This window comes from Streptomyces sp. NPDC057287 (genome assembly GCF_042667905.1).
Lineage (GTDB): Bacteria > Actinomycetota > Actinomycetes > Streptomycetales > Streptomycetaceae > Streptomyces.
Map to the genome: position 1 here is coordinate 251,064 of NZ_JBHUYV010000007.1, position 20,406 is coordinate 271,469.

Below are 20,406 nucleotides of genomic sequence, written 5' to 3' on the forward strand. Positions count from 1 at the left end.
ATACGGGAGTGATGGATGGTGGAGCAGCCGACAGGCGGCGCCGGGCCGGCCGACGCGGCCGACTGCGCCGCGGAGTCGCTCGACCGTCCGCTGCCCGAGGGCGTACGCCGCAAGGTGGTGGCGCTGGTCTCGGACGCCTTCGGCGGTCTGACCGTCGGCGAACTCCCCGCCCAGCTCCGGCAGTACGCCCGCTTCACTCCGACCAGGCGGGCCAAGTTCGCGGGTAACGCGATGGCGGCCGCGCTGGAGAGCGACCCCGCCTTCCGCCGGCGCATCGGTGAGCGCATCGGCCAGACCCAGCCGGAGCTGGCCGAAGCGCTCACGTCCGGCGCCCCGCCGGCCGCCGCAGACCCGGTCGACGTGGCCGCCGCCGCCTACGTGCTGCGGCCCACGGGCTGGGCCAAGCTGGTGTCCGCGGCGGGCGAGGAGGTCCAGCGGGCGCACGCCGAGCGCGCGGACGAGGAGACCAGGCGCGAACTGGAGCGGCTGCGCGAGGAGCTCGACCGCGCTCGCGGCCAGACCAGGACCGACACCGAACGGCTGCGCTCGGAGCTGGACTCCGCCCGCAAGGAGGCCGATTCCCTGCACCGCAAGCTGCGCAGCGCGCTCAGCGAGGTGAAGCGCGGTGAGGCCGCCCTGCGCAAGGCGGGCGTCGAGACCGACGCCGTGCGGGCCGAGGCCGCGGCCCAGGTCTCCGCGGCCGAGAGCGAGTCCCGCCGGCTCAAGGCCCGGCTGGCCGAGGCGGAGGCATCCGTCGAAGCGGGCCGCAGAGCTGCCAGGGAGGGGCGGTCGGTCGAGGACATGCGGCTGCGGCTGCTCCTGGACACCGTGCTGGACGCGGCCCAGGGGCTCCGCCGTGAACTGGCCCTGCCCCCCTCGTCGATCCGTCCCGCGGATGGGGTCGAGGCGGTGGAGCCCGGCCGGATGTCGCCGAAGGACATCGCGGCCAGGGCCCTTTCGGAGACCGATCCCGCACTCCTCGACCAGCTGCTCGCCCTGCCGCAGGCACATCTGATCGTCGACGGCTACAACGTCACGAAGACCGGCTATCCGCAGATGCCGTTGGAGAAGCAGCGGTTGCGCCTCCTGGGCGGCCTCTCGGTCCTCGCGGCCCAGACCGGCGCCGAGATGACCTGCGTCTTCGACGGTGCCGAGCTGGCCGTGCCCGTCCTCCTCGCGCCGCCGCGCGGGGTCCGTGTGCTGTTCAGCAAGGCCGGGGTGACCGCGGACGAGCTGATCCGCCAACTGGCCCGCGCGGAACCGCCGGGCAGGCCCGTCGTGGTGGTCTCCACCGACCGCGAGGTCGCCGACGGAGTGGCGAAGGCCGGAGCGAGGCCGGTCGCGTCCGCCTTGCTCCTGAAGCGCCTTTCGCGCGTCTGAGGCGTCTTGTGAGGCTTGGGCGACTTGCCGGATTTCATGGAACGTACCGTCAAGTCTCCACTACACGCAGTGTGATGAAAGTAAAGAAGTGCCTGGTGTGACGAGATTTTCCTCGTGAGGATTTGAACTGATCACAGGATGGTCACTAGGGTCAGGCCTCGAACCTTCGCACGGTTGATTGCCCACCCGGGGCGACAGCGAAGGAACCGCCGAGTCCGTGACGTGCACGGAGCCGGGGATCCGTTCGTGTCCCCCACATCCCGGTAGGCGGCTCGAGGAAGAAGGAGCTCGCCTTCGTGGCGTCCCACCGTCGTCCCAAGCAGCCGAGCCGCACCCGCGTGACTGTGCTCACCGCGACCGCCGCCGCGGCCGTGGCCCTGACCTCCCAGGCCGCCCACGCCGACCCCAAGCCGACCAAGAGCGAGGTCAAGGCGAAGGTCGACAAGCTCTACCACGAGGCCGAGGTCGCCACCGAGAAGGCGAACGGCGCCAAGGAGCAGCAGGACAAGCTCAAGAAGCAGGCCGACGCCCTCCAGGACAAGGTCGCCCGCGGTCAGGACGAGCTCAACACCCTGCGCGGCGAGCTCGGTTCGCTGGCCACCGCGCAGTACCGCTCCGGCGGTCTCGACCCGTCGGTCCAGCTGCTGCTGTCCTCGGACCCGGACAGCTTCCTCGACCAGGCCTCCGCGCTCGACCAGCTGACGGCCAAGCAGGCCGAGTCGCTGCAGAAGATCCAGGCGAAGCAGCGGACCCTCGCGCAGGAGCGCAAGGAGGCGCAGGCGAAGCTCACCGACCTCGCCGACGTCCGCAAGTCGCTGAACGAGAACAAGCAGAAGTACCAGGGCAAGCTGGCCGAGGCGCAGAAGCTGCTCAACACCCTCACCGCTGCCGAGCGCGCCAAGATGGCCGAGCAGGAGCAGCGCGCGAGCCGCGCGGCCGGTGACCGGGTCGACCTCGGCAACGAGGTCCCCGCGTCCGCACGCGGCGCCGCCGCCCTCCAGGCCGCCTCCACGCAGCAGGGGAAGCCCTACGTCTCCGGCGGCACCGGCCCCAACTCGTTCGACTGCTCGGGTCTGACCCAGTGGGCGTACGCCCAGGCCGGCGTCCAGCTCACCCGGACCACGTACACCCAGATCAACGACGGTCCCCGCATCGGCCGCAGCTCCCTGAAGCCGGGCGACCTGGTGTTCTTCAACAACACCTCGCACGTGGGCCTGTACGCGGGCAACAACCAGATCCTGCACGCCCCGAAGCCCGGCGCCGTGGTCCGCTACGAGTCGATGGACTACATGGGCACCTTCCAGTTCGGCGTGCGCCCCTGACGCCCGAACGGGCGAATCGCAGCACCCCTCGCAGACACCCCGCCCCGCCGGAGACCACAGGTCACCGGCGGGGCGCCGTTGTTCACCGCCCTGTTCCCCTCCCGGCGTGGCCTTTGGCCGGCGTGTAGCCGTCCGGTTACTGTCTGCGCTGCCGCGCAGCTCCCGGTCGTCGGTCCGCCCGCCCCGGGCGGCAGGGGCTGCGCACGTCTGCGTACAGCGGAAGGGAGTGCGGCTTCCTGTGGTGTCGCATCGCCGCCCCACCCGGCCCGGCCTCACCCGTGGCGTCCGGGCCACCGTCCTGTCCGCCGCCGCGGCCACCGCGGCGGCCACCCTCAACGCCGCGCCCGCGAGCGCCGTGCCGGAGGACACCCACGAGACGGCCAAGGCCGCGGTCGACCGGCTGTACGCGGAGGCCGAGCGCGCCACCGAGCAGTACAACGCCGCCCGGGAGAGCCTCGGACAACAGCGCGACCGGCTCGCCGGGGCGCAGGACGCGGCGGCCCGGACGCAGGACGACATCAACCGGATGCGGGCGTCCCTCGGCTCGATGGCGGGCGCGCAGTACCGCTCCGGAGGCATCGACCCCTCGGTCGCCCTGCTGCTCTCCTCGGACCCGGACACCTTCCTCGACCGGGCCGCCACCCTGGACCGTGTGGGCGAGCGCCGCGCAGTGACGCTGGGCAAGCTCCGGCGGGCGCAGCGCAGGATCGCCCAGATCCGCGCGGAGGCCGCCGGGGCCACGGCCGCCCTGGAGCGCGACCGGGCCTCGGTGGCACGCCACAAGCGCGCCGTGGAGGGCAAGCTGGCCCGGGCCCGCCACCTGCTGCACACGCTGTCGGCCACCGACCGCGCGTCCCTCGGCCGTGCGGCGCGCTCCGGCCCGGACACGGAGCTCGGCGCAGGGGCCCCCGGCTCCGCGCGCGGCATGGCGGCGCTCATGGCCGCCCGGCAGGCACTGGGCCGGCCGTACGTGTGGGGCGCCAACGGGCCCTCCGGGTTCGACTGCTCCGGCCTGATGCAGTGGGCGTACGCGCAGGCCGGGGTCGGCCTGCCCAGGACCTCGCAGGCGCAGCGGTACGCGGGCCGCACGGTGCCGCTCTCGCAGGCGAGGCCCGGAGACCTGGTCGCCTACCGCGCGGACGCGAGCCACATCGGGATGTACGCCGGGAATGGCCAGGTCATCCACGCCCCCTACCCCGGTGCCCCGGTGCGCTACGACCCCGTCGGCATGATGCCCGTCTCCTCGGTCACCCGCGTCTGACCGTACGATCGGCTGGATGGCTGTTCGGACGCAGGACGCGCGGCGGGAGCGCACCCGCAGGCGGAGCACGGCGGGTGCCGTGCTCGCCGCCCTGCTGCTCGCGCCCGCCTGCTCCGGCCCACGGGACACCGCCGGCGGGATCACCGCACAGGAGATAGCCGCCACCCTGGACCGCCGGGCGGCGGCGGTCATGGACCACGACACCGACGCCTACCTGGCCGCGCTCGATCCCCGGGCCGCCTCCTTCCGGGCGGCGCAGCGCACCGAGCTGCACAACCTCGCCGACGTGCCGCTGGAGTCATGGGCGTACGAGGTGCACGACGTGACCGCCGAGGGGGGCGACCGGGTCACCGCCGAGGTGGAACTGCGCTACCGGATCGAGGGCTACGACCGAGCGCCCATGTCCTCCTCCCGCACGGTGGAGCTGGTCCGCCGCGGCGGGGACCGCACCTGGTACGTCGCCGCCGACCGGGCGGCCGACGGCGCCCCGGGACAGCTCTGGCAGCAGGGTGACGTCGAGGTCGTACGGGGCGCGCACAGCCTGGTCCTCGGCGTCGGGCGGCGGACCGCAGAGCTGCGCCGGATCGCGGCCACCGCGGACCGGGCCGTCCCGGCCGTCACGGATGCCTGGCCGGAGCCCTGGGCCGAGCGGGTCGTGGTGCTCGTGCCGGAGTCCGTGGAGGACATGGCGGGGCTCCTGGACTCACCCGCGGCCAGCTACCGGGGCATAGCGGCCGTCACCACCGGCAAGGTCGGCGGCGGCAGCGGCCGGGCGCCCGCGGACCGGGTGATCGTGAATCCGCAGGCGTACGGGATGCTCGGCGACTTCGGGCAGCGGGTCGTCCTCACCCACGAGACCACCCACGTGGCGACCCGCGCGCACACCTCGGCCGCCACCCCGGTCTGGCTCTCCGAGGGCTTCGCCGACCGGACCGCCTACCGCCGGGAGAGCCGGACGGCCGCGGAGATCGCGCCGGAGCTCGCCGAGGCGGTCCGCCTCGGTGAGCTGCCCGCGCAGCTGCCGGCCGACGAGGAGTTCGGCTTCGGTGAGGACGCGGCGAGGCTCTCACGGGCCTACGAGGGCGGCTGGCTGGCCTGCGAGCTGATCGCGCGGGACTGGGGCGAGGAGAAGCTGATCGCCTTCTACGAGGCCGTGGGGAGCCGTGCGGAGCGGGACGGGGCCGTGGAGCAGGCCATGCACGAGGTCCTCGGCACCACGCCCCAGGACTTCACGGCGCGCTGGCGGGAGTATCTGCGCGCCCGGCTCGGCTGAGCCGCTCCGCCTCGCGCCCCCTCCTCGCCCCCGGCACGGTGTCCCGCCACAGCCGCCGCCCGGCGCTCACCGCCGCCACGACCAGCAGGCCGTTGCGTACGGCCATGAGTGCCACGCCCTCCGCGTCGCTCGCCACCACGTGCGCGAAGCCGAGCGGGAACTCCAGCAGGGTGACGGCGGTCGCCACCAGCACCAGACACGCGGGCGGCGCCATCCGGCTGCCCCGGAACACCAGGCAGACCGCTCCGACGCCGAGCGGCCACACCATGTACTGGGGGCTGATGACCCTGCTGGTCACGGTGAACAGCAGCACCGCGGTGAACGCCGCGTCCGCCGGGGTGTGCACGGCGAAGGTCCGGGCCCGCAGCCGCCACAGCAGCAGCCAGCCGAAGGCGAGCACGCTCAGCGCCAGGGCCAGCGTGCTCACCAGCGCCACGTGAGGGCCGGCGAACTCCATCGAGCCGTAGCGCAGCTCCACCCGGCCCTCCCAGCCGAACTGCCTGGCCACGTGGAAGACCAGCGCCCCCAGCGACTCGATCTCCAGCCCCCGGTCCCGCTGGAACGTCAGGAAGGCGAACGCGCCGGGCAGCACCACCGCCGACGCCAGGACCAGCACGGCCGCCGTCACCGCCGCCGCCGACCAGGACCGGCGCGTGTCCCTGCCCCGGGCGGTGCCCACCAGCAGCAGCGCCGGCCACACCTTCAGCAGGGCGCCGAAGGCGGCCAGCGCCCCCAGCACCCTCGGGTGCCGCACGCCCGCCAGCAGCGCGGCCACCGCCACGGCCGTCACCATCAGGTCGTAGCGGGCGTACACGGTCGGGCCGAGCAGCGGCACACCCGCCACCCACAGCCACGCGCCGGCCTCGCGGCCGCCCGGACGGCTCCCCGCGTACAGCAGGAGTCCGAACACCAGGGCGTCGCAGAGGAGGACGAGGACGAAGAAGGCGGAGGCGTACTCCAGGAAGGGCAGGAGGTCCGGCGAGAGCACGGCGAGCGCGGCCGCGGGCGGGTACTGCCAGGTGACGCCGTCCAGCGGGTACGACCCGGCGCGCAGCACCTCGTACCAGCCCCGGTAGATCGCCGAGACGTCGCTCGTGACGTCCGGGCCCGGCACCGTGAACACCTTGAAGACGCAGAGCAGCAGCACCGCCCGGGTGAGGCCCCACACGGCGCTGGACAGAGCCCGGCCTCCCCGGCCACTCGTACCTGTCATGCCCGTCATGATGCAGGCCCCGGCTGTGCGGGAGCCGTCAGGCAGGGCCGTCGGGCCGCCCGGTACTGTCGGCGGCGATGGACAAGACGCTGATCGTGACGAACGACTTCCCGCCCCGCCCCGGCGGCATCCAGGCCTTCCTCCACAACATGGCGCTGCGCGTGGACCCCGAGCGGCTCGTCGTCTACGCCTCCACGTGGAAGCGCGGCGCGGAGGGCGCCGAGGCCACCGCCGCCTTCGACGCCGAGCAGCCCTTCACCGTCGTGCGCGACCGCACGACGATGCTGCTGCCCACCCCTCGGGTCACCCGGCGGGCGGCCGGGCTGCTCCGTGAACACGGCTGCACCTCCGTGTGGTTCGGTGCCGCTGCGCCGCTCGGGCTGATGGCGCCCGCGCTGCGCAGGGCCGGTGCCCGCAGGATCGTGGCCACCACGCACGGCCACGAGGCCGGCTGGGCACAGCTGCCCGCGTCCCGGCAGCTGCTGCGCCGCATCGGCGAGGGCACCGACACGATCACCTACCTCGGCGAGTACACCCGCTCCAGGATCGCCGCCGCGCTCACCCCGCAGGCCGCGGGCCGCATGGTGCAGCTGCCGCCCGGGGTCGACGAGAAGACCTTCCGCCCGGACTCCGGCGGCGACCGGGTCAGGGCGCGGCTCGGCCTCGCCGACCGGCCCGTCGTCGTGTGCGTGTCACGGCTCGTCCCGCGCAAGGGCCAGGACACCCTCGTCCTCGCCATGCCCGCGATCCTCGCGCGGGTTCCGGACGCCGTCCTGCTGATCGTCGGCGGCGGCCCGTACGCGGGGCAGCTGAAGAAGCTGGCCGCCGAGACCGGCGTCCAGGACTCCGTGCGCTTCACCGGGCCGGTGCCCTGGGAGGAGCTGCCCGCCCACTACGGGGCCGGCGACGTGTTCGCCATGCCCTGCCGCACCCGGCGCGGCGGTCTCGACGTCGAAGGCCTCGGCATCGTCTACCTGGAGGCTTCCGCGACCGGGCTGCCGGTCGTGGCCGGCGACTCGGGCGGCGCCCCGGACGCCGTCCTCGACGGCGAGACGGGGTGGGTGGTCCGGGGCGGCTCCGCCGAGGAGTCGGCCGACCGGATCGTCACCCTGCTCAAGGATCCGGAGCTGCGCCGGCGCATGGGGGAGCGGGGCAGGACGTGGGTCGAGGAGAAGTGGCGCTGGGACCTGCTCGCGGGGAAGCTCGAAGAGCTGCTCTGAGCGCCTGCGGACCGCGTGCACGACGAGGGGCCCGCACCGTGTGACCGGTGCGGGCCCCTCGTCGTACGTGTCCGGGCTCAGCCGCGGTAGATCGACTCGACCTCGTCCGCGAAGTCCTTCGCCACGACGTTGCGCTTCAGCTTCAGCGAGGGCGTGATGTGGCCCGCCTCCTCGGTGAACTGCGCCGCGAGGATACGGAACTTGCGCACGGACTCGGCCTTGGAGACCGCGGCGTTGCCGTCGTCCACCGCGCGCTGCACCTCGGCCAGCAGGTCGGGGTCCTCACGCAGCGAGACCGCCGTCGACCCGGCCGGCTTGCCGTTCTCCTCGGCCCAGCGGGAGAGGAACTCCTCGTCGAGGGTGAGCAGCGCGCCGACGAACGGCCGCCCGTCGCCGACCACCATGCACTCGGCGACCAGCGCGTGCGCGCGGATACGGTCCTCGATCACCGCGGGGGCGACGTTCTTGCCGCCCGCCGTGACGATGATCTCCTTCTTGCGTCCCGTGATCGCGAGGTAGCCGTCCTCGTCGAGCGTGCCGATGTCGCCCGTGTGGAACCAGTTGTCGGCGAGCGCCTCGGCCGTGGCCGTCTCGTTCTTCCAGTACCCGGTGAACAGGTGCTCGCCGTGCAGCAGCACCTCGCCGTCGTCGGCGATCCGCACGACCGAACCCGGCAGCGGCTGGCCGACCGTACCGATCTTCTGGCGGTCCCACGGGTTGAAGGCCGTGGCGGCGCAGGTCTCGGTGAGGCCGTAGCCCTCGAGCACCGTGAAGCCGATGCCGCGGAAGAAGTGGCCGAGCCGCTCACCCAGCGGCGCGCCGCCGGAGATCGCGTACTCGCCGCGGCCGCCGAGCACGGCCCGCAGCTTGCTGAAGACGAGCTTGTCGAAGACCTTGTGCTTGACCTTCAGGCCGACCGAGGGACCGTCCGGGGTCTCCAGCGCGCGGCTGTAAGCGATCGCCGTGTCGGCGGCGCGGTCGAAGATCCTGCCCTTGCCGTCGGCCTGCGCCTTGGCACGCGCCGAGTTGTAGACCTTCTCGAACACCCGCGGCACACCGAGGATGAGCGTCGGCCGGAAGGAGGCCAGCTCGTCGGTGAGGTTCTTGATGTCCGGCACGCAGCCGAGCTTGATCGGGGCCATCACCGAGGCGACCTCGACCAGCCGGCCGAAGACGTGCGCGGCGGGGAGGAAGAGCAGGACGGAGCACTCGCCGGTACGGAAGAGCGGCTTCAGCCGCTCCACGATGTTGCCGCACTCCGCGAAGAAGCTGCGGTGCGTCAGCACACAGCCCTTGGGGCGGCCGGTGGTGCCCGAGGTGTAGACGATGGTCGCCGGGTCGTCCGCCTTGGCGCTCACCATGCGCAGGTCCAGGGCCTCGTCGGAGACTCCGGCACCCGCCGCGACGAGCTCGCCGACGGCGCCCCGGTCGATCTCCCAGACGTGGTTCAGCCCGGGGAGCCGGTCACGCACGGAGGAGACGGAATCCGCGTGGGCGTCGCTCTCCACGACGACCGCGACCGCGCCCGAGTCGCCGAGTATCCACTGGACCTGCTCGGGGGAGCTGGTCTCGTACACCGGCACGGTGACGGCGCCCGCGCTCCAGATGGCGAAGTCCAGCAGGACCCACTCGAAGCGGGTCCGGGACATGAGCGCCACCCGGTCGCCGGGCTGGATGCCGGACGCGATCAGGCCTCTGGCGGTGTCTCTGACCTCAGCGAGGAACCGGGTCGCCGTGACGTCCGTCCAGACGCCGGCCACTTTCCGGCTCATCACCGCGACATCGGGATGCTGAGCGGCGTTGCGGCGGATGAGATCCGTCAGGTTGCCGTCCGAAGGGACCTCGTACAGGGCCGGAAGGCTGAACTCGCGCAAGACTGCTGCTCCTCATCGGGCTCCGGTTCCACGGCTCTGTGCGACGCACCGGATCGGTCCAAGACTGGCAGATGCTCAGTGGGGTGAGCACGACTGGACTGGCCGGACGTTACCCACCGGTACTCGGTTCCGGAAAGGGGGTTCCGGCCAGATGTCTTATGCATCACACATATCGGCGGTCCTTCGGCGCACATTAGTCCACCCGTGTCCCGATCCGGAAGTAATCGCAGGTCCGGCGGCATCTACCCAGAGCGGCGAGTGGAGACCTAGGGTGATCTCCATGCGAGCCGGCACACCGCACAATCAGCACACAACCCCCACCCGACGGACACGCGTGCACGTGGTCAGCGACGTGCACGGCAACGCGGAGGCGCTGGCGCGCGCCGGGGACGGCGCGGACGCCCTGGTCTGCCTCGGGGACCTCGTCCTCTTCCTCGACTACGCCGACCACTCGCGCGGCATCTTCCCCGACCTGTTCGGCGTCGCCAACGCCGACCGCATCGTCGAGCTGCGCACCGCACGCCGTTTCGAGGAGGCGCGCGCCTTCGGGCACGAGCTGTGGGCGGGCCGGGACCGCAACGCGGCGATCCTGTCCGCCGTACGCAAGCAGTACGCCGAGATGTTCGCGGTCATGCCCACGCCCACGTACGCCACGTACGGCAACGTCGACGTGCCCGCGCTCTGGCCCGAGTACGCCAATTCCGGTACCACCGTGCTGGACGGCGAGCGGGCCGAGATCGGGGGCCGGGTCTTCGGGTTCGTCGGGGGCGGGCTCAGGACCCCCATGAACACCCCGTACGAGATCAGCGACGAGGAGTACGCCGCCAAGGTCGAGGCGCTCGGCCCCGTGGACGTGCTCTGCTCCCACATCCCGCCGGACGTCCCGGAGCTGACGTACGACACCGTGGCCCGGCGCTTCGAACGAGGCAGCCGCGCGCTCCTCGATGCCATCCACCGGACCCGGCCCCGCTACGCGCTTTTCGGCCATGTGCACCAGCCGCTCGTCCGCCGGATGCGGATCGGCGTCACCGAGTGCGTCAACGTCGGCCACTTCGCCTCGACGGGCACGCCCTGGGCCCTGGAGTGGTGAGCGACACGGCCGGTGCCCGCAGGCCGGGGCGTGGGCGGGAGGGCATCCGGTACGCGATAGCCTGCACACGGCAGGCCTCTGCCGAACGCGACCGGTACACCGCACTGGAGGGCCACGGCGATGGCTGAACACACCAGCTCGAGCATCACGATCGAGGCGGCACCGGCCGACGTCATGGGAGTGATCGCCGACTTCGCGCGCTATCCGGAATGGACCGGCGAGGTGAAGGAGGCCGAGATCCTGGCCACCGACGACCAGGGCCGTGCCGAACAGGTCCGCCTCGTCCTGGACGCCGGAGCGATCAAGGACGACCACGTCCTCGCCTACACCTGGAACAGCCCGTACGAGGTCGGCTGGACCCTCGTCAAGTCCCAGATGCTCCGTGCCCTCGACGGCAGCTACGCGCTGGCGCCCCTCGGCGACGGCGACCGCACCGAGGTCACCTACCGGCTGGCCGTCGACGTCAAGATCCCGCTCCTCGGCATGATCAAGCGCAAGGCCGAGAAGGTCATCATCGACCGCGCACTCGCCGGACTGAAGAAGCGCGTCGAGTCCGTCCCGAAGGCCTGATCACGTGCGTACGGTCCTCGTCACCGGCCCCGGCGGCGCAGGCCGTACCACCGTCGCCGCGGCGACCGCGCTCGCCTCGGCCCGTGACGGCCGGCGCACCCTCCTGGTCTCCGCCGACGCCGTCCCGGCCTTCCCCGCGGGCACCGAACCGGCCGAGGCCGCCGAACTGCTCGCCTGCGCGCGCGTCGACTCCGCCTCGCACTTCCGCGGTGAGCTCCTCGAGCTCCAGGACCGGGCGTCCGGGGTGCTCGACCTGCTCGGCGCCAACCGGCTCGACGGCGAGGAACTGACCGAACTGCCGGGCAGCGCGCAGCTCGCCGTCCTGCACACCCTGCGCCGGGCCGCCGAGGGCGACTGGGCCGCAGAGGGCTACGAGGTCCTCGTCGTCGACCTCCCCCCGCTCACCGATGCCCTCGCCCTGCTCGCACTGCCCGGGCAGCTGCGCCGCTACCTCCGCCGCCTCCTGCCCCGCGAGCGCCAGGCCGCCCGCGCCCTGCGCCCGGTGCTGGCCCAGCTCGCAGGCGTCCCCATGCCCGCGCAGTGGCTCTACGAGGCCGCCGCCCGCAAGGACGCCGAACTGGCCGCCGTCGAAGCGCTGATCGGGGACAACGCCACCACCGTGCGGCTCGTGGCGGAACCCGGGCGGGCCGCCGGGGAGGCGCTGAGCGCCGCCCGTACGGGGCTCGCCCTGCACGGACTGCGCGTCGACGCCGTCGTGGCCTCCAAGGTCCTGCCCCGCCACTCCGGCGACCCCTGGTTCGCGGATCTCGCCGCAGGCCAGGAGAAGTGCCTGGACCACTGGCAGCAGGAGTGGCAGGGGACACCCGTGCGCGAGGCCGCTCACCTCGGCCGCGAGCCGCGCACCGCCGAGGACCTGGCCCTGCTCGCCGGGGTCGGCGCGCCGGACCGCCGGGAGCCGGGACACGCCGGGGACCCCTGGTGGACCGAGGCCGCCGGCGACGGCGTCATCGCCTGGTGCCTGCCCCTGCCGGGTGCCGTCAAGGAGGACCTCGGGCTCGTCCGGCGCGGCGACGAACTGCTGCTCACCGCGGGCCGGTTCCACCGGACCGTCCGCCTGGAGTCCGCGCTGCGCCGCTGCACCGTCTCGGGGGCCGCGCTGACCGACGGAGTCCTGCGTGTCCGGTTCACGCCTGACCCCGCGCTCTGGCCCCGGACACAATGAACGGTGTACCACCGTTCGGGTAACGTCGGTAGTACGTGGCTCGCACGGCCACGCAGGCAACCGCGTCGCAGGAGTCCGCCATGAGTGAAGCCACCGATCGTCCCGTCGACGACGACGCGTGGGCGGAGGCCTGCGCCGAGGATTTCGAGGCGGAGAAGGCCCGTCGACGGGCCCAGTACGGACAGCAGCCGGGCTCCGCCGCCGAGGAGCTGCGCAAGCTGATCGACGCCGTGGCCGACAAGGTCTCCTCCCTGCAGTCGCCCCTGCTCGGCATGGCCGCCCAGGGAACCGTCCAGCAGGTGATCAGGCAGGCCAAGTCCGCGGTCGAACCCGTCATCGAGCGCAATCCGGAACTCTTCGACCATCTCGCCGCCGCCGGGAACGAGCTCCTGGCCGCCTACCGCTCCGCGGTCGAGGGCCAGGAGGGCCGCTGGACCCGGGGCACCGAAGGTGCCGGAGGCACCGCGGGCGGCACCGGATCATCCACCCCCGGTCCCGGGAAGAAGGCGGCCGAGGACCCCTCGGACCCGCGCGACGAGGGCACCGGCGGCAGCGAACACATCGACCTGGACTGAGACCGGCCGGCACACGGGGGCGGCGTCGCGGGGGCGGGCAGGCACATCTGCGGCGTTACCCGTCCCCGGCTCGGGTACGGTTGGCCGTAGCGGGGCTCGACCGAAACTGAGGGATTCATGGGACTCACCATCGGCGTCGATATCGGCGGCACGAAGATCGCGGCTGGAGTGGTCGACGAAGAGGGCCGGATCCTCTCGACGTTCAAGGTATCGACCCCGCCGACGGCCGAAGGCATCGTGGACGCCATCAGCGCTGCCGTGGCCGGAGCGAGCGAGGGACACGACGTCGAGGCCGTCGGCATCGGCGCGGCCGGATATGTCGACGACAAGCGCGCCACCGTGCTGTTCGCTCCGAACATCAACTGGCGCCACGAGCCGCTCAAGGACAAGGTCGAGCAGCGCGTCGGCCTGCCCGTCGTCGTCGAGAACGACGCCAACGCGGCGGCCTGGGGCGAATACCGCTTCGGTGCCGGCCAGGGGCACGACGACGTCATCTGCATCACGCTCGGCACCGGGCTGGGCGGCGGCATCATCATCGGCAACAAGCTGCGGCGCGGCCGCTTCGGTGTGGCGGCTGAATTCGGTCACATCCGGGTCGTCCCCGACGGGCTGCTCTGCGGCTGCGGCAGCCAGGGCTGCTGGGAGCAGTACGCCTCCGGGCGCGCTCTCGTGCGGTACGCGAAGCAGCGTGCCAACGCCACCCCGGAGAACGCCACGATCCTGCTGAGCCTCGGCGACGGCACGGTCGAGGGCATCGAGGGCAAGCACATCAGCCAGGCCGCCCGGCAGGGCTGCCCGGTGGCCGTCGACTCCTTCCGCGAGCTGGCCCGCTGGGCCGGAGCCGGACTGGCGGACCTCGCCTCGCTCTTCGACCCGTCGGCCTTCATCGTCGGCGGCGGCGTCTCGGACGAGGGGGAGCTGGTCCTCGACCCGATCCGCAAGTCGTTCCGGCGCTGGCTGATCGGCGGCGAATGGCGCCCGCACGCGCAGGTCCTCGCTGCACAACTGGGCGGCAAGGCAGGCCTGGTGGGCGCGGCGGACCTGGCACGCCAGGGCTGACCCCGTACAGCACGTCCGACGCCCGTCGCGCCCTCCGGGGAGCGGCGGGCGTCCGTCGTATCGTGCCTCCCATGGTCACGATGCCGATGCCGACGCCCCTGCCCGACTCCCGTACCGAGCAGGACGGTTCGGCCGTCATCCGGGTGCTGAGCTACAACGTCCGCTCCCTGCGCGACGACACCGAGGCGCTGGCCCGCGTCATCCGTGCCTGCGCGCCCGACCTGGTGTGCGTCCAGGAGTCCCCGCGCTTCTTCCGCTGGCGCAAGGCGGCGGCCCGGCTCGCGGCCATGACCGACCTGGTGATCCTCAGCGGCGGAGCCACGGCGGCCGGGCCCCTGCTGCTCTGTTCCCTGCGCGCCACCGTGGAGCGCACCGAGGACGTCCTGCTGCCCCTCACCCCGGGGCTGCACCGGCGCGGTCTGGCCACGGCGGTCGTACGCATCGCCGGGACGAGGCTCGGCGTCGTGAGCTGTCATCTGAGCCTGCGGCGCGAGGAGCGGCTGGCCCAGGCGGGCATGCTGCTGGAGCGGGTCGACGCGATGGGGGTCCCGCACGCCGTCGTGGCGGGCGACCTCAACGACGGACCGGAGGGGGCCGCCTTCCGGAGGCTGGCCGGGCGCCTCCAGGACTGCCGGACCGTGCGGCCGTGGGGAGGGGAGCTCACCTTCCCGCCCGACGCACCGCGCAGCCGCATCGACGCGGTGTTCGCGACGGACCGCATCGAGGTGCTCGGCTGCGGCGTCCCCGAGGGCCTGCCCGGCGTCACCGGCGCGGACCTGCGGGCGGCCACGGACCATCTGCCCGTGCTGGCCGCCCTCAGGGTGCCCGCCGGGGGCTGACCGGGGTCAGACGACCGCGCCGCGCCCCGGGTCGTCGTCCTCTTCGTCGTCGTGGGGCATGCGCGCCACCAGGGTGGCGAAGCCGCCCAGGAATCCGCCGATGCAGAGTGTGGTGAGCCACCACGTCATCTCCCACTGCATCAGCACCGCGATCAGCATCAGCACCGGACCGCCGACGACCGCGAGCCAGGCGAACTTCGCCGTCACGTCGGCTTCGGGGAGCGGCGGCGGCTCCGGGGGGACGAAGTGCCCGTCCTCGCTGTCGTCCGGATCGTCGATGTCGCCGTCCGCGGGCTCCTGGAGGCCGTAGTCGCGGGGGCCCGCGACCCCCGGGGCGAAGACGACCGAGCCGCCGAGCGGCTTCTTCTCCGGCGGCCCGGCGGGGGACTTCCCGCTCACGCCCTTGTCCGCGTCCTCGCCCGCGCCGGGCTCCGGCGCGGGGTCGAGGACGTTGAGCTGGTCGTCCTCCAGCAGGACCAGGTCCTCGATCGACTTGAACGGCTTGGCGCCCGGCGGGTCCGGCGGCTCCTCGCCGTATCCCGCGACGATCGCCTCCCAGGCCGCGGCCTCGTCGAGCGGCCGGGCCCCCTCCGTGCCTTCGGGGACGGCCGTCCCCTCCGTGGGGCGCGGTTCGCGCTCCTCGTCACTGCCCGCGCGCTCCGCGTCGTGCTCAGCCACCGGACGTGCTCCCCTTCTTGCCAGCGTCGGATGCGAGGCGGTCGATGAACCGGTAGCTCTCGTCGAAGATCCGCTCCGCATCGTGGTCCAACGTCGCCACGTGGTAGCTCTGTTCCAGGAGGATCTCCTGGACGTCCCGGGAGGAGACCCGGCTGAGGATCCGCGCGGAGTCGGCCGGCGGCACGACGTGGTCCTGAGGGCTGTGCAGCAGCACGATCGGCTGGGTGACCTGCGGGAGATCGGCGTCGACCAGGCGGAAGAACGTCCGTACGGAGTGGGCGGCGTGCAGCGGCACCCGGTCGTAACCGACCTCTTCCGAGCCCTCCAGCGCGATGTCGCTGGTCAGCCCCTTCGTCGTCCGCACCAGGTGCCGGGCGACCGGCAGGGCGTACGCCGAGAGGCCGTGCACCTTGTTGGCCGGGTTGACCAGGACCAGGCCCGCGATCTCGTCCCCGTGCTTCGCGGCGAGACGCAGGGCCAGAGCGCCGCCCATGGAGAGGCCGAAGACGAAGACCTGCTCGCACCGCGCCCGCAGCTCCCGCAGCTCCCGGTCCACCTCCGCGTACCAGTCCTGCCAGCCGGTGACCGCCATGTCCTCCCAGCGCGTGCCGTGTCCGGGCAGCAGCGGGAGGGACACGGTCAGTCCCCGCTCCGCCAGCCGGTCGGCCCAGGGGCGCAGCGACTGGGGCGAACCCGTGAATCCGTGACAGAGGAGGACGCCGACCTCTCCGCCCTCGTGGCGGAACGGCTCGGCTCCAGGGAGGACCGGCACCGGGGTCTCCTGTTCATGAAGCGGGGCGGGGTGCGGGGGGTGTGCAAAAGGATTACTTCACCGTACGCGACCGGACCGACACCGACCAGGGCCGTCACCGTCCGAGCAGCGGTCACCCGCCGGGTCGGCCGCCGGGCACTCCGCCCGGAGGGGGCGGGAGGGGGCGCGGCCCCACAGGTTAAGGTCTGTCGGACGGCAACAGGAGGCACCCGAGTTGATCTACGGCGCAATGAAGTTCTCCATCGGCGGGTCCCTGAAGCTCGCCTTCAGGCCGTGGGTGGAGGGCCTGGAGAACATCCCCGTACACGGGCCGGCGATCCTCGCGAGCAACCACCTGTCGTTCTCCGACTCCTTCTTCCTGCCGGCCGTCCTCGACCGCAAGGTGACCTTCATCGCCAAGGCGGAGTACTTCACCGCGCCGGGTGTGAAGGGCAAGCTCACCGCCGCCTTCTTCAAGGGCGTGGGACAGCTCCCGGTGGACCGCTCCGGCGGCCGCGGCGCAGGGGAGGCCGCCATCAGGGCGGGGATCCAGGTGATCGAGAGCGGCGGGCTCTTCGGTATCTACCCGGAGGGCACCCGGTCGCCCGACGGACGGCTCTACCGGGGCAAGCCCGGGGGCCTCGCCCGGGTGGCACTCGCCACCGGCGCCCCCGTCATCCCCGTGGCGATGATCGACACGGAGAAGATCCAGCCGCCCGGCCAGGTGGTGCCCAAGCTGATGCGGCCCGGCATCAGGATCGGCAAGCCGCTGGACTTCAGCCGCTACCAGGGCATGGACGGCGACCGCTTCATCCTCCGCTCGGTGACCGACGAGGTCATGTACGAGATCATGAAGCTCTCCGGCCAGGAGTACGTGGACATCTACGCGACCGCGGCCAAACGGCAGATCGCCGACGAGGCGAAGAAGGAGGGACCGGAGCGGCCCGGCGCGTAGGGACGCCGCCGGACGCCCGTAGCGGGCAGCATGACAGGGGTGGGTACCGGGGGAGGGCACATGGCCGGGCGTGAACAGGTCGTACGGATGTCGGTCGAGCAGCCGCTGTGGCGGGCTCTGACCGCGTACCGCGTGCTGACCCTGGTCTACGCGGCGCTGCTCGCGGGCTTCGGCCGGGACAAGTGGGAGCGTCCCTGGGTCGCCGTCGCCTTCCTGGCGGCCCTGGCCCTCTGGACGCTCGTGACCCTCCCCAGGGTGGCCAACGCGGCGAGCTGCACCAAGCGCTTCCTCGGCCTGGACCTGGCCGTCGCCCTGACCGGCATCCTCCTGACGCCGCTCGCCGACTTCGACGCCCAGCACATGGACGGCCCGACGCTCCCGTCGATCTGGACCGCCGGCTCCGTGCTCGCCTTCGCGCTCAAGGGCGGCTGGCGGTGGGCGGCCTTCGCCTCGACCCTCGTCGCGGCGGCCAACATCGTCGAGCGCGGCGAGCCCAGCGAGGACACCTTCCACAACGTGCTCCTGGTGTGGGTCGCGTCCATCGCCATCGGTTACGTCGTCGAGGTGGCACGGGCCAGCGAGCGCACCCTGGCCCGCGCACTGGAGATCGAGGCCGCCACCAGGGAACGCGAGAGGCTCGCGCGCGACATCCACGACAGCGTCCTGCAGGTCCTGGCCATGGTGCAGCGGCGCGGCACGGCCCTGGGCGGCGAGGCCGCGGAGCTGGGCCGGATGGCGGGGGAGCAGGAGGTCGCCCTGCGGACCCTGGTGTCCACCGGCCTGGTGCCCACGACCCGGGTCTCCGAGGACGGCGCCGAGGGCGCGGTCGTCCGCACGGTGGACGAAGGGGCGACGGAGAGCGCCGAGTCCGACCTGCGCGCCCTGCTCGCCCCGTACGCGAGCTCCCGGGTCACCTTCGCGGAGCCCGGCGCACCCGTGGTGCTCGCGGCCGGAGCGGCGCGTGAGCTCGCCGCCGCCGTGAGTGCCGCGCTGGACAACGTCCGGGTCCACGCCGGGCCGGACGCCCAGGCGTGGATCCTGGTCGAGGACGAGCCGGACGAGGTGGTCGTCACGGTCCGGGACGACGGCCCGGGCATCCCGGAGGGCCGGCTCGACCAGGCGGAGGGGGAGGGCCGGCTCGGCGTCGCCCTGTCGATCCGCGGGCGCCTGCGCGACCTGGGCGGCACAGCAGAGCTGATCTCGGTGTCCGGCCAGGGCACCGAGGTCGAGTTGAAGGTTCCGAAGGTTTCACGGGGGAAGGCAGGATCGGCCCGATGAGTACACCGAACACGCAGGCGTCCGAGGAACGGCCCGTCAGGGTGATGGTCGTCGACGACCACCCGATGTGGCGCGACGCGGTCGCCCGCGATCTCGCCGAGTCGGGGTTCGACGTGGTCGCGACCGCAGGCGACGGCCCCGGGGCCGTGCGCCGGGCCATGGCCGTCCGCCCGGACGTCCTGGTGCTCGACCTGAACCTGCCGGGGATGCCCGGCGTCCAGGTCTGCAAGGAGGTCGTCGGCTCCCTCCCGGGGCTGCGCGTCCTGGTGCTCTCCGCCAGCGGCGAGCACGCGGACGTGCTGGAGGCCGTGAAGTCGGGCGCCACCGGCTATCTGCTCAAGTCGGCGAGCACCCAGGAGCTGACCGACGCGGTGCGCGCCACCGCGGCCGGCGACCCGGTCTTCACACCGGGCCTGGCCGGGCTGGTCCTCGGTGAGTACCGCCGGCTCGCCTCCGACCCCGCCCCCGCGGCCCCCGACCAGCCGAAGGTCCCGCAGCTCACCGACCGTGAGACCGAGGTCCTGCGGCTGGTCGCCAAGGGGCTGTCGTACAAGCAGATCGCCGAGCGCCTGGTCATCTCCCACCGCACCGTGCAGAACCATGTGCAGAACACCCTGGGCAAGCTCCAGCTGCACAACAGGGTGGAGCTCGTGCGCTACGCCATCGAGGCCGGCCTCGACGACGTGTGACGGACGAACTCCGCGCACCGCAACGGAATTGACCGTCCTACCCATCCCGGAGTGACCTGGGTCACCATTAGCGTGGCCTCCAGTGAGCTCACTTCGGCGAAGGGATGCTTCCATGCGGGTCGGAGTACTGACCGGGGGCGGCGACTGCCCCGGACTCAACGCGGTCATCCGCGCGATCGTCCGCAAGGGCGTGCAGGAGTACGGCTACGACTTCACCGGTTTCCGGGACGGCTGGCGCGGGCTCCTGGAGGGCGTGACGGTCCCGCTCCCCATAGCGGCGGTGCGCGGCATCCTGCCGCGCGGCGGCACCATCCTCGGCTCCTCCCGCACCAATCCGTTCGACGCGGATTACGCGGGCCAGGGGGTCCGCCGCATCAGGGAGAGCCTCACCACATACGAGATCGACTCCCTGATCACCATCGGCGGCGAGGACACCCTCGGCGTCGCGGCGAGGCTCTCCGACGAGTACGGCGTCCCGTGCGTCGGAGTTCCCAAGACCATCGACAACGACCTCTCGGGCACCGACTACACCTTCGGCTTCGACACCGCGGTCGGCATCGCGACCGAGGCCATCGACCGGCTCCACACCACCGCCGAATCCCATATGCGGGTCCTCGTCGTCGAGGTGATGGGGCGGCACGCGGGCTGGATCGCGCTCCACTCGGGCATGGCCGGCGGGGCCAACGTCATCCTCATCCCGGAGCATCGCTTCGACACCGACCAGGTCTGCGAGTGGGTCACCTCCCGCTTCCGGGCGAGCTACGCGCCGATCGTGGTGGTCGCCGAGGGCGCGGCGCCCGCACGGGGCGAGATGATCCTGAAGGACGAATCCCACGACTCCTTCGGCCACGTCCGGCTCTCCGGCGTCGGCGAGTGGCTGGCCAGGGAGATCGAGCGGCGCACGGGCAAGGAGGCCAGGACGACGGTCCTCGGCCACGTCCAGCGCGGCGGGACGCCGAGCGCCTTCGACCGCTGGCTCGCCACCCGCTTCGGGCTGCACGCCATCGACGCGGTGCACGAGGGTGCCTTCGGCGTGATGGTCGCCCTCCGGGGAACGGACATCGTCCGGGTGCCCATCGCGGAGGCCACGGCCCGACTGAAGACCGTCGACCCGGCCCTCTACGCGGAGGCCGGGGTCTTCTTCGGGTGATCCCCCCGGCTTCGGGTGATCCCCGGCTTCGGGTGCCCCCCGGCCG

Annotated in this window: 19 protein-coding genes; 15 read left to right on the top strand and 4 right to left on the bottom strand. The window is 72.7% G+C overall.

Going from position 1 to position 20,406, the window contains the following annotated elements:
* The first annotated feature begins 15 nt into the window (after window positions 1-15).
* The 4 genes from ACFUNE_RS16310 (at window position 16) to ACFUNE_RS16325 (ending at window position 5,236) form a co-directional block, all read left to right on the top strand.
* Window positions 16-1,380 (top strand): NYN domain-containing protein, encoded by a 1,365-nt coding sequence (locus tag ACFUNE_RS16310; RefSeq protein ID WP_383567415.1) that lies wholly within the window; start codon window positions 16-18, stop codon window positions 1,378-1,380.
* A gap of 296 nt (window positions 1,381-1,676) precedes the next feature.
* Window positions 1,677-2,702 carry an NlpC/P60 family protein gene (locus tag ACFUNE_RS16315; RefSeq protein WP_383567418.1) on the top strand — a complete coding sequence of 342 codons (1,026 nt, stop codon included), beginning with the start codon at window positions 1,677-1,679 and terminating at the stop codon, window positions 2,700-2,702.
* Between the two features lie 238 nt (window positions 2,703-2,940).
* Window positions 2,941-3,963, top strand: a complete 1,023-nt coding sequence (locus tag ACFUNE_RS16320; protein WP_383567421.1) for an NlpC/P60 family protein — start codon at window positions 2,941-2,943, stop codon at window positions 3,961-3,963.
* 16 nt (window positions 3,964-3,979) lie between these two features.
* Window positions 3,980-5,236, top strand: coding sequence for a hypothetical protein (locus ACFUNE_RS16325; RefSeq protein ID WP_383567424.1), 1,257 nt, complete (start codon window positions 3,980-3,982; stop codon window positions 5,234-5,236).
* On the opposite strand, the gene ACFUNE_RS16330 is transcribed toward ACFUNE_RS16325, so the two are convergent.
* Complete coding sequence (locus tag ACFUNE_RS16330; RefSeq protein ID WP_383567426.1) at window positions 5,193-6,449, bottom strand: glycosyltransferase family 87 protein; 1,257 nt, start codon at window positions 6,447-6,449, stop codon at window positions 5,193-5,195. The genes ACFUNE_RS16325 and ACFUNE_RS16330 overlap by 44 nt on opposite strands.
* A 77-nt stretch (window positions 6,450-6,526) precedes the next feature.
* Between ACFUNE_RS16330 and ACFUNE_RS16335 the strand changes: the two genes are divergently transcribed.
* Window positions 6,527-7,669 (top strand): glycosyltransferase family 4 protein, encoded by a 1,143-nt coding sequence (locus ACFUNE_RS16335; RefSeq protein WP_383567429.1) that lies wholly within the window; start codon window positions 6,527-6,529, stop codon window positions 7,667-7,669.
* Window positions 7,670-7,746: 77 nt separating this feature from the next.
* On the opposite strand, the gene ACFUNE_RS16340 is transcribed toward ACFUNE_RS16335, so the two are convergent.
* Window positions 7,747-9,543, bottom strand: a complete 1,797-nt coding sequence (locus ACFUNE_RS16340; RefSeq protein WP_383567432.1) for an AMP-dependent synthetase/ligase — start codon at window positions 9,541-9,543, stop codon at window positions 7,747-7,749.
* 280 nt (window positions 9,544-9,823) lie between these two features.
* On the opposite strand from ACFUNE_RS16340, the gene ACFUNE_RS16345 reads away from it, so the two are divergent.
* The 6 genes from ACFUNE_RS16345 (at window position 9,824) to ACFUNE_RS16370 (ending at window position 14,859) form a co-directional block, all read left to right on the top strand.
* The gene (locus tag ACFUNE_RS16345; RefSeq protein ID WP_383567435.1) at window positions 9,824-10,633 is read left to right on the top strand and encodes a metallophosphoesterase; all 810 of its coding nucleotides are present in this window, start codon (window positions 9,824-9,826) and stop codon (window positions 10,631-10,633) included.
* Window positions 10,634-10,753: 120 nt separating this feature from the next.
* On the top strand, window positions 10,754-11,203 hold the full coding sequence (locus tag ACFUNE_RS16350) for an SRPBCC family protein (RefSeq protein WP_073747652.1): 450 nt from the start codon (window positions 10,754-10,756) through the stop codon (window positions 11,201-11,203).
* Window positions 11,204-11,207: 4 nt separating this feature from the next.
* Window positions 11,208-12,386 (top strand): ArsA-related P-loop ATPase, encoded by a 1,179-nt coding sequence (locus tag ACFUNE_RS16355; protein ID WP_383567438.1) that lies wholly within the window; start codon window positions 11,208-11,210, stop codon window positions 12,384-12,386.
* Window positions 12,387-12,466: 80 nt separating this feature from the next.
* Window positions 12,467-12,961, top strand: coding sequence for a DUF5304 domain-containing protein (locus ACFUNE_RS16360; RefSeq protein ID WP_383567440.1), 495 nt, complete (start codon window positions 12,467-12,469; stop codon window positions 12,959-12,961).
* Between the two features lie 117 nt (window positions 12,962-13,078).
* On the top strand, window positions 13,079-14,020 hold the full coding sequence (locus tag ACFUNE_RS16365; RefSeq protein WP_329227873.1) for an ROK family glucokinase: 942 nt from the start codon (window positions 13,079-13,081) through the stop codon (window positions 14,018-14,020).
* 71 nt (window positions 14,021-14,091) lie between these two features.
* Window positions 14,092-14,859 carry an endonuclease/exonuclease/phosphatase family protein gene (locus tag ACFUNE_RS16370; protein WP_383567444.1) on the top strand — a complete coding sequence of 256 codons (768 nt, stop codon included), beginning with the start codon at window positions 14,092-14,094 and terminating at the stop codon, window positions 14,857-14,859.
* Between the two features lie 6 nt (window positions 14,860-14,865).
* On the opposite strand, the gene ACFUNE_RS16375 is transcribed toward ACFUNE_RS16370, so the two are convergent.
* Entirely contained in the window at window positions 14,866-15,537 is a 672-nt protein-coding gene (locus ACFUNE_RS16375) for a hypothetical protein (protein WP_383567448.1), read from the bottom strand.
* A complete protein-coding gene (locus ACFUNE_RS16380; RefSeq protein ID WP_383567451.1) occupies window positions 15,530-16,309 on the bottom strand; it encodes an alpha/beta hydrolase in 780 nt (259 codons plus the stop codon). The genes ACFUNE_RS16375 and ACFUNE_RS16380 overlap by 8 nt, the downstream gene beginning before the upstream one ends.
* A 214-nt stretch (window positions 16,310-16,523) precedes the next feature.
* Here ACFUNE_RS16380 and ACFUNE_RS16385 point away from each other — a divergent pair, with 214 nt between their 5' ends.
* The 4 genes from ACFUNE_RS16385 (at window position 16,524) to ACFUNE_RS16400 (ending at window position 20,360) form a co-directional block, all read left to right on the top strand.
* Window positions 16,524-17,243 carry a lysophospholipid acyltransferase family protein gene (locus ACFUNE_RS16385; protein WP_383567454.1) on the top strand — a complete coding sequence of 240 codons (720 nt, stop codon included), beginning with the start codon at window positions 16,524-16,526 and terminating at the stop codon, window positions 17,241-17,243.
* A 60-nt stretch (window positions 17,244-17,303) separates the two neighbouring features.
* Window positions 17,304-18,521, top strand: a complete 1,218-nt coding sequence (macS, locus tag ACFUNE_RS16390; protein ID WP_383567457.1) for a MacS family sensor histidine kinase — start codon at window positions 17,304-17,306, stop codon at window positions 18,519-18,521.
* Entirely contained in the window at window positions 18,518-19,210 is a 693-nt protein-coding gene (locus tag ACFUNE_RS16395) for a response regulator (RefSeq protein ID WP_383567460.1), read from the top strand. Before macS ends, ACFUNE_RS16395 begins: the two co-directional genes overlap by 4 nt.
* A gap of 112 nt (window positions 19,211-19,322) precedes the next feature.
* The gene (locus tag ACFUNE_RS16400; protein ID WP_383567463.1) at window positions 19,323-20,360 is read left to right on the top strand and encodes a 6-phosphofructokinase; all 1,038 of its coding nucleotides are present in this window, start codon (window positions 19,323-19,325) and stop codon (window positions 20,358-20,360) included.
* Window positions 20,361-20,406 lie beyond the last annotated feature (46 nt).

Excerpts from the sequence above, each read along its gene's own strand:
- ACFUNE_RS16310 (WP_383567415.1), top strand. The coding sequence starts at position 16 with ATGGTGGAGCAGCCGACAGGCGGCGCCGGGCCGGCCGACGCGGCCGAC.
- ACFUNE_RS16325 (WP_383567424.1), top strand. The coding sequence starts at position 3,980 with ATGGCTGTTCGGACGCAGGACGCGCGGCGGGAGCGCACCCGCAGGCGG.
- ACFUNE_RS16330 (WP_383567426.1), bottom strand. The coding sequence starts at position 6,449 with ATGACAGGTACGAGTGGCCGGGGAGGCCGGGCTCTGTCCAGCGCCGTG.
- ACFUNE_RS16335 (WP_383567429.1), top strand. The coding sequence starts at position 6,527 with ATGGACAAGACGCTGATCGTGACGAACGACTTCCCGCCCCGCCCCGGC.
- ACFUNE_RS16345 (WP_383567435.1), top strand. The coding sequence starts at position 9,824 with ATGCGAGCCGGCACACCGCACAATCAGCACACAACCCCCACCCGACGG.
- ACFUNE_RS16350 (WP_073747652.1), top strand. The coding sequence starts at position 10,754 with ATGGCTGAACACACCAGCTCGAGCATCACGATCGAGGCGGCACCGGCC.
- ACFUNE_RS16360 (WP_383567440.1), top strand. The coding sequence starts at position 12,467 with ATGAGTGAAGCCACCGATCGTCCCGTCGACGACGACGCGTGGGCGGAG.
- ACFUNE_RS16365 (WP_329227873.1), top strand. The coding sequence starts at position 13,079 with ATGGGACTCACCATCGGCGTCGATATCGGCGGCACGAAGATCGCGGCT.
- ACFUNE_RS16370 (WP_383567444.1), top strand. The coding sequence starts at position 14,092 with ATGGTCACGATGCCGATGCCGACGCCCCTGCCCGACTCCCGTACCGAG.
- macS (WP_383567457.1), top strand. The coding sequence starts at position 17,304 with ATGGCCGGGCGTGAACAGGTCGTACGGATGTCGGTCGAGCAGCCGCTG.
- ACFUNE_RS16395 (WP_383567460.1), top strand. The coding sequence starts at position 18,518 with ATGAGTACACCGAACACGCAGGCGTCCGAGGAACGGCCCGTCAGGGTG.
- ACFUNE_RS16400 (WP_383567463.1), top strand. The coding sequence starts at position 19,323 with ATGCGGGTCGGAGTACTGACCGGGGGCGGCGACTGCCCCGGACTCAAC.